This window comes from Algoriphagus vanfongensis DSM 17529 (assembly GCF_000429465.1).
Taxonomy (GTDB): domain Bacteria; phylum Bacteroidota; class Bacteroidia; order Cytophagales; family Cyclobacteriaceae; genus Algoriphagus; species Algoriphagus vanfongensis.
This window is the reverse complement of sequence record NZ_AUBX01000018.1, coordinates 19039-34027: the sequence shown is the minus strand read 5'-3', so window position 1 is coordinate 34027 and position 14989 is coordinate 19039. Positions and strand designations below refer to the sequence as shown.

Sequence of the window (14989 nt, the reverse complement as noted above, 5' to 3'; positions counted from 1 at the left end):
CGGCCCCTTTTTAATTATAAGAATATGCAATGAGAGAAACACTTCGCTGTCAAAGCTGTATTTTTAAAACTCTCAACATACATCTCATGAAAAAAATCTTAGCTTTTTTAATATTCAGTTGCTTGATTTCATGCACCAATGATTCATACGATATACTTATCCTCAATGGCCAGGTTTATGATGGGACAGGATCAGAAGCACGGCTAACTGACATCGGAATTATAGGTGACCGAATAGTCAAGATAGGCTCGTTAAAGCACGCTAAAGCCGCCAAGACTTTCGACGCCAAAGGCAAGGCGGTAAGTCCAGGATTCATCGACATGCATACCCATCTCGAACCCATTTTGGAAATGCCAGAAGCAGAAAGCTTGGTTAGACAAGGGGCTACATTAGCACTTGGAGGGCCAGATGGAGGCAGTCCTTGGCCATTCGAGAAATTCTTAGATACCTTGGAAAATCTCGGAACCGGCCCAAACGTGGCTTATCTAGTTGGGCATAACACCATTCGCAGGGAAGTGATGGGAAATGAAGATCGACAGCCTTCTGAGGAAGAAATGGATCTCATGAAAACCTATGTAGAAGAAGCAATGGCTGCTGGAGCTTTTGGCATATCAACAGGATTGAAATACCTTCCGGGCACTTTTGCCAAAAGAGATGAAATAGTGACGCTCTCTCAAATGGCGACTAAATCAGGCGGTATCTACACATCTCATCTCCGTGAAGAAGGTCTCGGCCTCCTCGATGCTGTCAAAGAAGCAATTCTAATCTCCAAAGAAGCCGACATCCCGGTAGTTTTAACTCACCACAAAGCAATGGGCGTCAAAATGTGGGGGGCGAGTAATCAAACATTGGCTCTGGTGGACTCCGCAAGGAATAAAGGATTGGACATCATGATGGATCAGTACCCATATACAGCCAGCCACACTGGAATCAGTGTCTTGATACCTAGCTGGGCATTGGAAGGGACAGAATTTGAGCAGCGAGTCAGTGATCCTATTCTAAAAGACAGCATCAAAGCAGCCATTATTTTCAACATACTCAATGATCGTGGCGGTGAAGATTTGAGAAGAATCCAATTCTCCAGAGTCGCTTGGAGAAAAGAACTTGAAGGTAAAACCCTCCACGATTGGGCTATTCTAGAAGGCTTCGAACCTACCGTAGAAAATGGAGCTGAACTTGTGATTCAAGCCCAACTGAATGGCGGAACAGGAACAATCTATCACGCCATCGATGCTGAAGATGTTAAAAAAATCATGCAGCACCCCATGACAATGATAGGTTCTGATGGCCGTCTATCGCAGCCAGGATTGGGACACCCACACCCAAGAGCGTATGGCACTTTCCCAAGAGTATTGGGATATTATGTCAGGGAATTGGGGGTATTAGAGCTATCAACTGCCATCTACAAAATGACCGGTCTACCTGCCAAAAGGCTTGGGATTACGGATCGAGGAATACTGAAGGAAGGAGCATTCGCTGATATTACCATTTTTGACCCGGCCACGATAAGAGACCAAGCCACTTTCACAGACCCGCATCAATATCCTGTGGGAATTGACGCTGTCATCATCAATGGGGAATTGGCAGTAGAACACGGAGAATTCAAAAATATCAGAGCTGGAAAAGTGCTCAGAAAAGGGAAATAAAAAAAGGGCAAAAGCCCTTTTAAATTACATTCATCGATTGCTCTTTGATTTTTTCAAGTTCATCTTTCATCAGAATCACATGACGCTGTATCCCTGCATCGTTGGCTTTGGAACCAATCGTATTGATCTCTCTTCCGATTTCCTGGCTGATGAAACCAAGTTTTTTTCCTTGATTGCTATCCTCTTTCAGAGTTTTTGCAAAGTATTTCAAATGGGTATCCAATCGAACTAGTTCTTCTGTGATATCCAGCTTTTCAAAGTAATAGATCAGCTCTTGCTCAAATCGATTGGCATCAAATGAATTTTCATCGAGCCATTCCTGAAAATGATTCTTGATTCTTTTCTGAATCTTTTCTTTCCGAGCTCCTTCTTCTGCCTTGACACTAGCAAGTCCCGAAGCTATCGCTTCAATATTCTCCGAAAGCTTTTGCTCCAGCACCCTTCCTTCATCCTTTCTGAATTCATCACAGTTAGCCACTGCATCTACGATGACTTTTTTGACGATTTCCCACTCAGCCTCGGTATCGCGTTGTTCCGCGTTGGTATTGGAAATGACAGATGGTGCCTGCAGAGCAAGCTTAAACAACTCCACGGACTCATTGCCGACAGACTTGGCCAAAGATTCAAACTTGGAATAATAAGTTTTGAACAACTCTTCATTGATGACCACGGGAAGGTCTGAAGATTTTTTTGCCAAAAACTCAATTGAAAGGCTTACTTTTCCCCTTTCTAGTACAGACTGCACCAGATTTCTGATTTCCAGTTCCTTGTCAGAAAATTGTCTTGGGCTTCGAATCGACAAATCCAAAAATTTGGAGTTGAGTGATTTGACTTCCACATGGATCATATATTCCTCATTCTCCCATCCGGCATTCCCAAAGCCGGTCATCGATTTTATCATGCTTGTTGTTTTTAGAAATTGTAGCCCAAAGTTACATAGAACTTCAGATCTTCTGCCTCATAATTTCGGATAGGTCGGGCGACATCGAATTTCACAAAATAATTCAGCAGCACCGTACGCAATCCAGCACCGTAACTTTGCAGCCATGGATTATTGAAATTATTGAGCACAATTGTAAATGGTGATCCTTCTGTATTGATCACTTCGGTATTTTGATCATTGACCCGCTCCCAAGGAGCCGACGCATCCCATGCCGAGCCTATATCATAAAACCCTACCAATTGGAAGTTTCGGATAAAATTGGAGGTAATATTGCCTCTGGTCAAATAGGAAAACACCGGAATCCTAAGCTCCGTCGTGAATGTAATGACTTTGTTTCCCCGGATCTCGTCATAATCATACCCTCTCAAATCCATAAAGTCTGCAAAGAGGATATTGGAATTTTCTACCCCAGTTGGGTTCCGTATCGGAGAGACTTCCGGTCTATTGGAAGGTGGTCTGTAAAATTCATTGAACAACCAGTTATCCATTCCTCCAACGAGATAAGTTTGAGGATTATTCCCAAAAAAGGATCCAGCGTAGAGCTTGGAGGCCAAGACTATGTTTTTGTGTATCTTCTGGTAATTGCGGATGTCCAAATAGAAATTGCTAAAACTTCTATCGCCGTGATTTAATCCCTGATAATGCACAAAGCCAACTTTTCCTTTCAACCCTGTAGAGGAATACAGCCCAATTTGCTTCGTCTTATCAAAAACAAATTCAGCTTTTGCACCCGCATAGTTGACATCAAATCTGTTTTGCTCCGCTACCTGACCATAGATCAAAGAATCTGAATTCAAATTGAAATACTGAGATTTTGCGAGGAATGGGGCGACGGTAATTCGCGAATTAACTGTAAACGGATAGGACACGCCCAATTCCACTTTGGTCAGGACATATTTTTGGAAAGTGATATCTCCTTCTGAAATCCGGATTGTTCTCCTATCAAATCGACCTCTGAAATCAAGTCTGCTTTTGAGGTATTCATATTCGAAGTACAAATCACCCCCAGACCTGAAATCCAATGAAGTAGATACTCCACCTTGGAAGGAGTGATTGTCAAGCAAATCTGTCATTTTCCCCTGAAGACTGATTCCGAATCCTCGTAATGGGTCAACAATAAATCGGGTATTGATGTGATTGGTGAAAAATTGCGGCTCCATCAACCTCGGGCCAGACACTCTTTTTTGAAGACTTTGCTTTCTGAATGTTTCCAACAAATTGATTTTGTTGTCTTGCTCAGAGGCCAGCTGCCCGCTACTCTGAGGGCGAGGGAGTGAGTCAAACGTATAATTCTCAGTATCAATCCCCTTTTTATTCTGGAATTTCAGTCTATCTACATTTATAGAGGTAGTCGTTTTGGTAGAAACCGTATCCAAAGGAACTGGATCGACCTGAGTGGTGGTAGCTTCCTGTGTTTGCTCTTTTGCTGCAGTTCTGTTCTGAGTCTCTTCCAGCAGCCTTCTTGCCGCTATCCGTTCATTGAGACTCTTTGCCTGTTCTAATTGCACCCTTGGTGTACTTGGAGTAAAATAATCAGCTCCACTATAGCTTTGCAAAATCAAAAAACTCTCTTTCCCGTCTCGGACAGAAAAAGCGATCTGATTCATTCTTGAATTGACGTCAAAAGACTCCAAGCTCTTGTTATAACCAGAGATCTGATTGGAAATCTGATTGCCGACATTTAATCGCATCAGGTTATTGATTCCACTCAAATCACTCAAAAAGACCACGTTATTGGAGTTGACCTTTCTTGGTCGGATATTTTTACTGGATGAATTGGTCAGCCTGCTGATCTTCATGGTGTCCCTATCTTCTAGTAAAAAGAGGTTATAGCTATCCTGAAATTTGTCTAATCCCTGCTCTTCCACTGCTACTGAATCGGGTGTTTCTACAAAATTAGAAGCATAGATGATCGTAGAATCATTGAGAAACATCGGAGTCAAATCATCATACTCATCATTGGTAAGCCTACGTCCCTGTCCTCGGACATTCAACGTATAAATATCTGTTTTACCATTGGAGATAGCAGAAAGAACCATATTTCTCCCAGTGCTATTAAAATCCAAACTCAGAATTTGCGTGATATTTCTTAAAAATATTTTATCCTGATTACTTCCATCGATAGACCGCAACCTCAGGGTAGAAAACCCTCTCTTAAATGAAGCTATCGCCAAATTAGCGGAATCCTTCCAGGCGATGACGGGCGTGCGGAAATTTGGAGTCTGATCATCATATACAGCACCACCTTGCATAATGGTACGTTCGTTGCCACTGCCGATTTCTCGGATTTGGACTTTGTATTTCCCGCCGTTGTTGATCACATAAGCCAGATGCAAACCATCCGGACTAAACTTCACATCATTGATCACTCCTATCACCTTATTACTTGTCTCAGCTATCGCCGCTTCTTGATTGATATCGCTGAAGTTTTGAGTGACTTGTTGATTCACATTGACGTAGTATTTTTTCCAATCCTCAGTGAATGTCTTATAATTCAGCCCTACGGTGTTAGCAATACTATTTTCCTCGTTGCGATTGATTCTGGATAGATTGAGAATACTGGAAATATATCTTCTCCCGTAGCGTTCTGCGATATAATTCCAAACTGACTGACCTACCAATGCTGCTTCCAGAGATTTCAGCTTAAGTATTTTGGGGTTTTCATCTTCTTTGAGATAATGTCGGATATAATCATCCATTTCCCGGCTCCAACCTTTAGCCAGATACAGTGAAATCCCATCTACATACCATTCCGGAAAGCCATTCATCAAGTTGGACTGAAATGCATCTGCCACAGAAGCACCGTAAAGCATTTCTTGGATGATGACCTTGGAGGTAGCATAGACCAGATCTTCTTTGAAAAGATCCATTTCCCCTTTGTAGGACACCTCAGCGATCAGCCTGCTGAAATTGGTCTGACCATCCTCGCTATACTCATCTTTATTCAGATTGAGGTTGCTTTGCAATAGCTCCTCCGGAGAATTATAAATGTAAATTTTGGGTTTTGTGTAGGCTACATAGCCTATCATTTGAGTCAGTCTCTGAAACTCGGATTCCAAATATTCGATCGCCATTTTGGCGTTGGCACCTCCACGATCGTAATAGTATACTTCAAAGTTATTGGACGTAAAGAAGTACCATTCGAATTCTTTGTGCTGAATCCTATTTTTGCCGAAGCGCTCCTGATCAAACTGTGCATAAGCACTAAGGGCAAACAGCCAGAGACCTAAAAAAAGAACTAAACGAGTCGACTTTAATTGCATGCTGTCAGGTGATTTTATCTAAATATAGTCAAAATACCTAGCGATGTCCACATCTGACGGGATTGGTGACTGATCTACTAGGTGATGCATCATGATTTTGCTGAAGTATGGGATCAAAGAAACTCCTTTGGCTCCGAAACCGTCGAATAAGTAAACGTTTGGATGATCAGGATGTTTGCCCAAAAATGGTTTTCTATCCTTAGTTGCCGGCCTGATTCCTGTTTTGTGAGACACATATTTCTCCACAGGCAATTTGACCAAAGAGGCTAGCCGCTCTGTCAATTCTTTTTTGGCTCTTTCGGTAGGCCCTTGATCCAGATCATGCCAGGTGTAAGTCGACCCTACTCGATGGAGTCCCTCACTGAGTGGCACTCGAAATACTCCTCGGTTCACTATATAGTCCGGAGTGAAGTCTTGCCTCACCTCCAAAATTTCTCCTTTCACGGGAGCAAATGGCAGCTCAGAAAAAAAACGGGTCTCCATTGCTTTGACACCCGAACAAAAGATCAGGTTTCCAGTCACTATTTCCCCATCTGTCCATTTACCATTTTCCAACCGAAACTGTTCTTCAGTAAATTTCCGCAAGATCAGATCTTCCCCGAAATAGCCTTTCATCGCATCCAAAAAACTGACGATATCTAGCCAACCACTATTTTTCAAATACACTCCTCCATAAGGATCCTGCAAATATTCCGATTGACTTTCCTGGACTATTGCCTTCAAATAAGGCTGAAAAGCCTCATCTGCACTATGGCCCATCCATTCATTTTGCTCTTCCACAGAGAGAAATGGACGGTAAATCGACTGAATAGTAAGAAACTGCTGCTCGGTCAACTGCTCCAACTCTGAATAAAAGGGAATGATCTCTGGAAACAGCAAGTCTGCATTCCAAGTTTTCACCATTTTTCTTCCTGTCACTGGGTTAAACAAGCCTGCAGCTACCCTACTGGACTGGTTGTCTGCAGGAGTATCCATGATCTTGATCGAATACCCTCTTTGCTTAAGTCGGTAGCCGAGCGCTGTCCCTGCCAGCCCCTGTCCAATGAGCAAAAAATCAATTTCCATAGCTCAAATAAAAGGTTTTATTCCTTAATTTGTTTGAATTGGAAAGACAAAAACCATGTTGAAAATTAAGTCCTTCACCTTCAATCCATTTCAAGAAAACACCTACGTAGTGTATGATGCCAATGGATCAGCAGCCATCATCGACCCTGGTTGCTATAAGCAATATGAAAAACAGGAATTGGTAGATTTTATTGAACAGGAAGGCCTCCAGCCAGTACTTCTTCTGAACACCCATTGCCATATCGACCATGTGCTTGGCAATGCCTGGGTCAAAAGAACCTATGGAATTCCTTTTCTGATCCATGATCAAGAAGTTGCTGTGCTCAATTCGGCAGAAGTGATAGCTGGCCCCTATGGATTTCCTGGATTTGAATCAGTAGAACCAGATGGCTACCTCTCTGAAGGCCACGACATCGAAATCGGTAACGAGATACTTCAGGTACTTTTTGTACCGGGGCATGCACCAGGACATGTGGTGTTTTACCATGAATCTACCCAAACTTGCATAGCCGGAGACACCCTTTTTCGCGGAAGCATCGGCAGAACAGATCTACCCGGAGGAAACCATGACTTACTGCTTTCACGTATCAAATCAGAGCTATTCTCCCTTCCAGACAAGACCACAGTCTATCCTGGCCATGGACCCGAGACGACTATAGCATTTGAAAAAGAACATAATCCCTTTGTGGGAAAAAACGCATCCTATTGACTATCAAATCCCAAACCCCCAATAGCCTCACTCTCTTGAATTTACTCTCCGGGGTGATAGGCATTCTATTTGTCCTTCAGGGAAAAGTAGAAAGTGGAGCTTATTTTATTTTCTTGTCAGCTTTCTTTGACTTTTTAGATGGCTTCGCGGCAAGACTCTTGAATGTAGCAGGGGAAATAGGTAAACAACTGGATTCTTTGGCTGACTTAGTATCGTTTGGCGTATTGCCTGGCTTTATCATCTTTAAGATATGCGAGTCGAACACAGAGCTGATCTGGCTCCCCTATCTGACTTTGATCCTTCCTTTGCTTTCAGCTTACCGCTTAGCCAAATTCAACATTGACACACGACAATCGGATCGGTTTATAGGCCTTCCCACCCCGGCCAACGCGCTTTTTTTCAGCACCTTGCTGTTTTTGGGAGATAAATGGGAAGTGATCGATTCATGGATCCAAAACCCATGGGTAATGGTAGTTTTGGCATGGATTTTCTCAATTTTGTTGGTCAGTGAAATCCCGTTGATCGCATTGAAATTCAAAACTTTTTCCTTTTCTTCCAACAGGTTCCGCTATGGTCTGATCGGGCTTGCTCTTTTGATGTTAGCATTCTTCGGGTTGGGAGGCATCCCACTGATCATAGTAGCATACCTAGCTCTTTCCATGGTAGAAAATGCTGCTACTTCCCCATGAAAACCTCATGTTGGATAGGGCTAGTTTTTCTCTTTTGCATGTCATGCTGCTGGATGTCACCTGCCTTGGCTCAGGAGAATTTGTACAAATTTCCAATCCATGAGGAAGGCATCTATCGAATTCATTCTGATCAACTTTCGCAATTAGGATTTCCTGATGTCAATCAGGTCGCAATTTTTGGATACCCTGGACCTCTCCCCCAGCTTTTGGATGAAAGCTCTTTGGAACTAATCGAGATCCCTACTCATATTCAGGATGGCCACCTATGGGTCTTTTTGAGTCCAGCGAATAAGTTCATCCCTGATTCCGCTGCATGCCCAAGCTTCCAAAATCACCCCTATACCGATGTCCAGCGTTACCTAATCGGAAGGAAAGAGCTTCCCAAGCGAGTAGCACCTAAAACCTTAAAACCAGAAACAGGAGCTCCCGCGACGCTCTACCAATGGTCGGCCGCCAATCCTGAGCTTGAAAACATCCTTAACTCAGGACGAACTTGGTATTCCAAACCTATTGCTGCTGGTACTATTCGATCCATCCCCTTTCGTCAAAGAACCGAAAGCAATGCGCCTTGGAAACTCAAAGGAAACCTAATGGGGCAAAGTATCACAGAAGGAAAGGTACAATTGATAGAAAGTGGAACCGAGATTTTCTCCACCACAATTGCGTCGATCCCATCCAGTAGATATGGAGTGAAAGGAATAGAGCAAAACTTCTCTATCACCTATTTACCGGAAGACAAAGCAATCGAAACGATAGAATTGGCTTTTGAAAGCTCCGACCCAAATGGCCAAGGATATTTTGAATACCTGGCCTTAGGAGTCCCGATTGCTTCGGATCAACTAGAACCAGGCATCTACTTCCCTAATTCAGATGCTGGTTTTCCAGTCTCCAATATTCAATGGATGTATTGGGACGTAAGCGACTTTTGGAAGCCCTCTTCTTTGTCACCTTCCGATGGAGGCGAGATTACCAGCAAAAAAATAGCCATCACAGACCCCAATTCTCCTTTGGAGATAAAAGACTTAGAAGTAGCGAATCTCGGTATAAGAAGCAGTCCCTCCACTCCTGAGTTGATTATCATTTGCCCTGATGAGTTTTTACCAGAAGCTGAAACCCTTCGGACGCACAAACTGACGATGGGTATAGAAGCCGAGGTAGTGACTACCACGGAGATTTACGATGGATTTGGCTACGGCAATCCTGATCCCGTGGCGATAAGAAATTTTCTTGCTTGGCATTTTCAAAATGGACAAAATCTAAAAAACGTATTGCTTCTTGGAAAAGGAACTTTCGATTACAAATCCAAAGTTGGTGGCCGTCCAAATCTGATCCCATCCTATAGCAGTAGAAGTAGTCTTGACCCTCTCACCACTTACAGTTCGGATGATTTCTATGGACTGCTTTCACCAGGTCAAGGTATTTGGACTGAAAGCAGAGAAGGTGACGAACTTTTACAAATAGGTGTAGGAAGGATCCCTGTAATCAACCGCCAAGAAGCATCCCTTGTAGTCAATAAAATTATTGCCTACGAAAATAGCCCTTCCCTAGGAAACTGGAAAAGAGATCTCACCTGGATCGCAGATGATGGCGACAATAACATTCATCTCCGCGATGCCGAAAAACTTTCCGCTTTTCTGGCTGAGTCTCATAGCACATTCAAGCAACACAAACAATATTTAGATAGATTCAACCAGGAAAACCAACAATCACCCCAAGCAAAAGAGGCTCTTTTAAAAACCTTAAAGGAAGGCACTTTATTCCTTAATTACATCGGTCATGGGAATGAGTCAACGCTGGCAGTAGAGGAAATTTTTCGAATCGAAGACATCTCCAATTGGCCAGAGATGAGTAGCCTCCCACTTTGGATCACAGCTACCTGTGAATTTGGCAGGCACGATAGCCCCTATTTGAGGTCAGCTGCTGAAGAATTGTTGATTGCCAAGGGAAAAGGCGCAATTGGATTATTGGCTACAGGCCGTCCGGTTTTCAGCTCGGTTAACTTTTCCCTTAACGAAGCATTTATAAAAGCCGTCCTTGCAAAAGAGCCAGATACTTACGAAGATCTGGGAAGTATCTTCAGACAAACCAAAAACAACAGTTTAAATGGCTCCCTCAATAGAAATTTCAGTCTTTTGGGAGATCCAAGTTTGAAACTTGCCCAGCCAGAATATCAAGCAAGGATCACATCTTTCACCGATGCGACAGGAACTCCCCTGACCAACTTCACTCCTTTAGAAGAAATTCACTATTTCGGAGAGATCAATAACCTTCACCAAGCCATTGCTTCAGAATTTCAAGGAGAAGTGGAGGTTGAGTTAATGGGGCCGGCCACAGCAGTAAAGACCTTAGGCGATGAAAGTGCTGCTGCGGAGTTCAAGGAAGAGCAGATTATACTTTTCAAAGGAATAGCAAAAGTCACGAACGGTCAATTTGAAGGCTCTTTGATTCTTCCGCAAGGTTTAGACGTGGACTTGAACACAGCTAATTTTCGACTATTTGCCACAAGCCCAACACTCCAGATCGAAGCCATGGGAGTAGAACACGTAACCATTGGTGGAGAAAGCAATTCTCAAGTGCAAGATTTCGCGGGACCAGAAATCAGGGTCCTTGTGGAAGGACAAGAGGAAAATCCATGGGTGTTCCCAAGTGCTTCCTTGCAAATACGGCTGGACCTAAAGGATTCCAGCGGCATTGACGTTTCAGGCTTGACGCCAAACAAAAACCTTCAAATCAGGGTCAATGAGAGTAAAACTAGTATATTGAATAGCCAGTACAGAAGTCTGAATGCATCCTATAGAGAGGGCTATGTATTGCTGGAGGCATCAGACTTGAATGAAGGAATTAATTATTTCCAGGTACAAGCATATGACTTGGTAGGAAACGGAAGTATTCTCGAATTTGAAGTAGAGGTAAGAGGAAGCACAAGTTTAAAAATTCTAAAACATAAAGTCTATCCCAACCCTGCCTCTACCCAAAGTCAATTTGAGATTCTTCATAATAAACCTGATGAAATGCTTATTTTGTCATTTGAAATTATAAATTCGAGTGGTCAAATACTATTTAGTGATTCTTATCGTTTAATCGAAGCTGATAAAATCATAAAAGATTTAAGCTGGATTTTTTTACAGGACCAAACCAAATATCCAGCAAAAGGAACTTATATTTACAAAATAACGCTTCAATCTGAACAAGACGGAACCCTGGATTCTGTAAGCGGAAAAATACTCATTGAATGAAATTAAAAGCCATCTGTAAGCATTTCGGAGCTCTACTAGGGATAGTTGCCCTAGTGGGATCTTCAGCCTTGGCACAAAATTCAGTCGTCATCTCAGGACAAGATCCGGACCGTAGAGTCATTACTACTGCTGTCCCATTTCTTAATTTTGCTCCCGACTCTCGACACTCCGCAATGGGGGATGTAGGAGTAGCAACTTCTCCAGATGCCAATTCTGCTCATTGGAATAGCGGCAAACTTGCATTCATAGAAGACGATATGGGATTTTCGCTTTCCTATTCTCCTTGGTTGGGAAAACTCGTCAACGACATGTCCCTAAGTTATCTGACAGGCTTTTTCAAGATTGATCAAAACTCCGCATTTGGCTTTGACATGCGTTATTTCAACATGGGAGACATCCAATTGACAGATGGGCAGGGCAATGAATTAGGAGAATTTAACCCGAGAGATATCGCTATTGGGGGCACCTATTCCAGAAAACTTTCCAACTATCTGGGCTTGGGTATTTCAGCACGATTTATCCATTCCAATCTTTCAGGCGCAATCACTTCTGTAGGAGGAAGCGAAAGCAGGCCTGGTGTCAGTGTGGGAGCAGACGTCGGATTGTATTACAGCAAACCTATCTTGGCAGGATCTAAAGAAGGCACTTGGTCTTGGGGGGTCAACATTTCCAATATAGGTCCAAAGATCACCTACAACAGTGCCGATGACCTGGATTATATCCCCACCAATTTTAGAATTGGTACAGCCTATTCCATCGAATTGAATGAACTGAATGAATTGACTTTTGCGTTGGACTTTAACAAACTCCTAGTACCTACTCCACCTGTATACCAGACCAATCCAGACGGAACTTTGGCAACAGATGAAGATGGCAATCTGATCATCGAAAGTGGCAAGGATCCTAATAGAGCCTTAATTTCCGGCATGTTCGGCTCCTTTGCTGACGCACCAGACGGCTTTTCGGAGGAGCTCCAAGAGATCATGATTTCCTTCGGTGCTGAGTATGTCTACAATCAAAAATTCGCTGTCAGAACTGGTTATTTTTACGAAAACGCCAATAAAGGCGGAAGGAAATATTTCACAATGGGGGTAGGACTGGACCTGAACAGACTTGGTTTTGACTTCTCCTATTTAGTACCTCAGACACAAAACAATCCGCTTGCCGAGACATTGCGGTTTACTCTGATGTACACCATCCCAAGCAATTAATGTACAAGTTGGATCGTAGTCATGCACCGGAATTTAGAGTTCCGGAAGATTTCTCTTTGACACAGCCGGAAAAATTCACTCTAGCTAGCGGAGCCTCTCTGTTTTGGATTCCTACTCCAAATCTGGACGCAATCAAAATCGAAATTACCGGCAAAGGCCAACGAACAGCCTTACCTCTTTCCCAGACTTTATTGCCGTCCTTCACGTTGCAGATGCTTTTGGAAGGAACCAAAAGTAAATCCAGCGATGAAATAGCCAGCTTGTTGGATTTCCACGCGAGTGAAATCTCCCCTATTTCTACTTTTTCGCATGAGGGGTTGAGTCTATTGAGTACTCGAATCCAACTATTCCATGTACTTCCTCTTTTGTTGGAAATCATCTTACAACCCACATTTCCTGAGGATATTTTAGCAAAGAAGAAATCACAGCGTAAGCTCAGCATTCAACTGGAAAAAGAGAAAACAGCCTCCTTGGCAGGTCAGCTTTTTCGCCAAAACCTATTTGGCACGCATCATCCATATGGGGTAGATATAGATCTTCAGCATGTCGATGAGATCACTCCTGAGCAGTTGGAGTTTTATGCTAAAAATATGCTTTGGCAGGAAACGGAAATTTTCGTTACAGGAAATTTTTCACCTGCAGAATGGGAGTTGGTAAAAGAAAACCTGGCACAAATCCCTGTCCGTCGATATTCGCAAAGTGTGGCTTTGCCCACAATGACCTCCAACGCTCAAACGCATGTCACTCGGGAAAATGCCGTTCAGAGCAGTTTGAGACTAGGAAAACTCTCCATCCCAAAAAATCATCCCGACTTCATTGCATTGAGTGTCTTCAATACATTGCTAGGAGGTTATTTTGGGTCCAGACTGATTAAAAACATCAGAGAAGACAAGGGACATACGTATGGAATATATTCCACTTTGGCGGAAATAGGTGAATCCAATTATTGGGTAGTCGCTGCCGATGTTCAAAAAGATTTCACTCAAGAAGTCATCCGGGAAATCGGAATTGAGATTGAAAAACTCAGCTCAGAAGAGGTCACTGATGATGAGTTGGAAATTTTGCGGAACTATCAAATCGGGCAGATGTTGGCTCAATTTAGCTCTACATTTGACCTCATGGACAGATTTAGAGCAGTGCATTATGCTGGTTTGGATCTGGACTTTTATCAGCGCAAATTAGATTTCCTCAAAACTTTCACTGCAGAAGATATTCTCCGGATTGGTCAAAAGTATTTTAAAGATCAGGAGTTGATTGAAGTCATTGTAGGCTAAATCACGTCAGAGACTCATAAAGCCAAGACAAATCCACTTTCCATTTCGCCCACAGCTGATAAATGGCAAATTTGGGAGACTTGAGCTTACACCGTTTTCCCAATGCTACGAGGTTTTCTGCCACTTCAAAATTGGCTGACCAGAGCGCATGCTTCAGCTCATAGAGTACCCGCTTGCCCAAAGCCCAATTCTCCCGCTCATTCTCATTCATTTCAAAAGCTTTTTCACAAACCATCACTGTGCTCGGAAGCATTTTGGAATGATAACTCTGATACTGTCCCGAAGACATGGATTTCGGTAATTTTCTCTTCAGCACTCCTACATGATCAGAAAACAAAGCCGGATATTTCCTAGCTAGCCGCAACTGAATATCAAAATCCTCATAAAACAAATTAGGATCATACCCTCCCTCCTGCTTTAGAATCTGAGCATTGAACACCATCGTAGGAGCACAGATCAAGCTCCGCTCCAGAAGTGTCTGATACAAGATCCCCAGCTCGATTCCCTCCATCAACTCCCCGTAGTCATTCCTTTCATAGAAGGTGCGCACCAACCCATTCTTATCCAAAATATAAGCATCAGAAAATACAAAAGCGGCATTCGGATCTTGCGAAAGCAGGGCTACAGATTTGAGAATATGATCGGGATATAACACATCATCTCCAGCTAAATCCACGACATAATCTGCGTCCAAGTTCTCGAGGCTCTCATTGAAAAGTTGGCAATAGGGACGTGTTTGATCAAGAAAAATGGTTCGAACGGGAAACATCCCCGTAAACTGCGCCACCCATTCCTCTATCTGCTCTCGAGTTTGATCCTCGCTGCCATTGTCTATCACGATCAATTCCTTGTGATAATATTCCTGCAGGGCTACGCTTTCCAGCGTCTCCTTGACCCATTCCCCATGATTATAGGCAATACAAATGATCCCTACCTTGGCCCCATTTTCCATT

At 43.0% G+C, this 14989-nt stretch carries 10 protein-coding genes; 6 read left to right on the top strand and 4 right to left on the bottom strand.

From position 1 onward, the window contains the following. Window positions 1-86: 86 nt before the first annotated feature. Window positions 87-1646 carry an N-acyl-D-amino-acid deacylase family protein gene (locus G460_RS0118375; protein WP_035464761.1) on the top strand — a complete coding sequence of 520 codons (1560 nt, stop codon included), beginning with the start codon at window positions 87-89 and terminating at the stop codon, window positions 1644-1646. Window positions 1647-1665: 19 nt separating this feature from the next. Here the strand turns inward: G460_RS0118375 and G460_RS0118370 are convergent, their stop codons facing one another. The 3 genes from G460_RS0118370 to G460_RS0118360 are packed head-to-tail and all read right to left on the bottom strand — an operon-like array spanning window position 1666 to window position 6917. After that, entirely contained in the window at window positions 1666-2547 is an 882-nt protein-coding gene (locus tag G460_RS0118370; protein ID WP_026956726.1) for a YicC/YloC family endoribonuclease, read from the bottom strand. Window positions 2548-2558: 11 nt separating this feature from the next. Continuing rightward, on the bottom strand, window positions 2559-5852 hold the full coding sequence (locus G460_RS0118365) for a biopolymer transporter Tol (RefSeq protein WP_026956725.1): 3294 nt from the start codon (window positions 5850-5852) through the stop codon (window positions 2559-2561). A gap of 18 nt (window positions 5853-5870) precedes the next feature. Next, the gene (locus tag G460_RS0118360; RefSeq protein WP_026956724.1) at window positions 5871-6917 is read right to left on the bottom strand and encodes an NAD(P)/FAD-dependent oxidoreductase; all 1047 of its coding nucleotides are present in this window, start codon (window positions 6915-6917) and stop codon (window positions 5871-5873) included. Window positions 6918-6972: 55 nt separating this feature from the next. Between G460_RS0118360 and G460_RS0118355 the strand changes: the two genes are divergently transcribed. From G460_RS0118355 to G460_RS0118335, 5 genes are read left to right on the top strand one after another with little or no spacing between them, the layout of a single operon-like run. Beyond that, window positions 6973-7626, top strand: a complete 654-nt coding sequence (locus tag G460_RS0118355; RefSeq protein ID WP_026956723.1) for an MBL fold metallo-hydrolase — start codon at window positions 6973-6975, stop codon at window positions 7624-7626. Beyond that, a complete protein-coding gene (pssA, locus tag G460_RS0118350) occupies window positions 7623-8315 on the top strand; it encodes a CDP-diacylglycerol--serine O-phosphatidyltransferase (protein ID WP_026956722.1) in 693 nt (230 codons plus the stop codon). The genes G460_RS0118355 and pssA overlap by 4 nt, the downstream gene beginning before the upstream one ends. 53 nt (window positions 8316-8368) lie before the next feature. Then, a complete protein-coding gene (gene porU, locus G460_RS0118345; RefSeq protein WP_051316114.1) occupies window positions 8369-11551 on the top strand; it encodes a type IX secretion system sortase PorU in 3183 nt (1060 codons plus the stop codon). Then, complete coding sequence (porV, locus tag G460_RS0118340; protein WP_026956720.1) at window positions 11548-12762, top strand: type IX secretion system outer membrane channel protein PorV; 1215 nt, start codon at window positions 11548-11550, stop codon at window positions 12760-12762. Before porU ends, porV begins: the two co-directional genes overlap by 4 nt. Then, window positions 12762-14036 carry a M16 family metallopeptidase gene (locus G460_RS0118335; protein WP_026956719.1) on the top strand — a complete coding sequence of 425 codons (1275 nt, stop codon included), beginning with the start codon at window positions 12762-12764 and terminating at the stop codon, window positions 14034-14036. Before porV ends, G460_RS0118335 begins: the two co-directional genes overlap by 1 nt. Window position 14037: 1 nt before the next feature. Here G460_RS0118335 and G460_RS0118330 read toward each other — a convergent pair whose 3' ends face one another. Continuing rightward, entirely contained in the window at window positions 14038-14988 is a 951-nt protein-coding gene (locus G460_RS0118330; RefSeq protein WP_026956718.1) for a glycosyltransferase family 2 protein, read from the bottom strand. Between the last annotated feature and the right edge of the window lies 1 nt (window position 14989).

Excerpts from the sequence above, each read along its gene's own strand:
- G460_RS0118375 (WP_035464761.1), top strand. The coding sequence starts at position 87 with ATGAAAAAAATCTTAGCTTTTTTAATATTCAGTTGCTTGATTTCATGC.
- G460_RS0118370 (WP_026956726.1), bottom strand. The coding sequence starts at position 2,547 with ATGATAAAATCGATGACCGGCTTTGGGAATGCCGGATGGGAGAATGAG.
- G460_RS0118365 (WP_026956725.1), bottom strand. The coding sequence starts at position 5,852 with ATGCAATTAAAGTCGACTCGTTTAGTTCTTTTTTTAGGTCTCTGGCTG.
- G460_RS0118360 (WP_026956724.1), bottom strand. The coding sequence starts at position 6,917 with ATGGAAATTGATTTTTTGCTCATTGGACAGGGGCTGGCAGGGACAGCG.
- G460_RS0118355 (WP_026956723.1), top strand. The coding sequence starts at position 6,973 with ATGTTGAAAATTAAGTCCTTCACCTTCAATCCATTTCAAGAAAACACC.
- porU (WP_051316114.1), top strand. The coding sequence starts at position 8,369 with ATGTCACCTGCCTTGGCTCAGGAGAATTTGTACAAATTTCCAATCCAT.
- porV (WP_026956720.1), top strand. The coding sequence starts at position 11,548 with ATGAAATTAAAAGCCATCTGTAAGCATTTCGGAGCTCTACTAGGGATA.
- G460_RS0118335 (WP_026956719.1), top strand. The coding sequence starts at position 12,762 with ATGTACAAGTTGGATCGTAGTCATGCACCGGAATTTAGAGTTCCGGAA.
- G460_RS0118330 (WP_026956718.1), bottom strand. The coding sequence starts at position 14,988 with ATGGAAAATGGGGCCAAGGTAGGGATCATTTGTATTGCCTATAATCAT.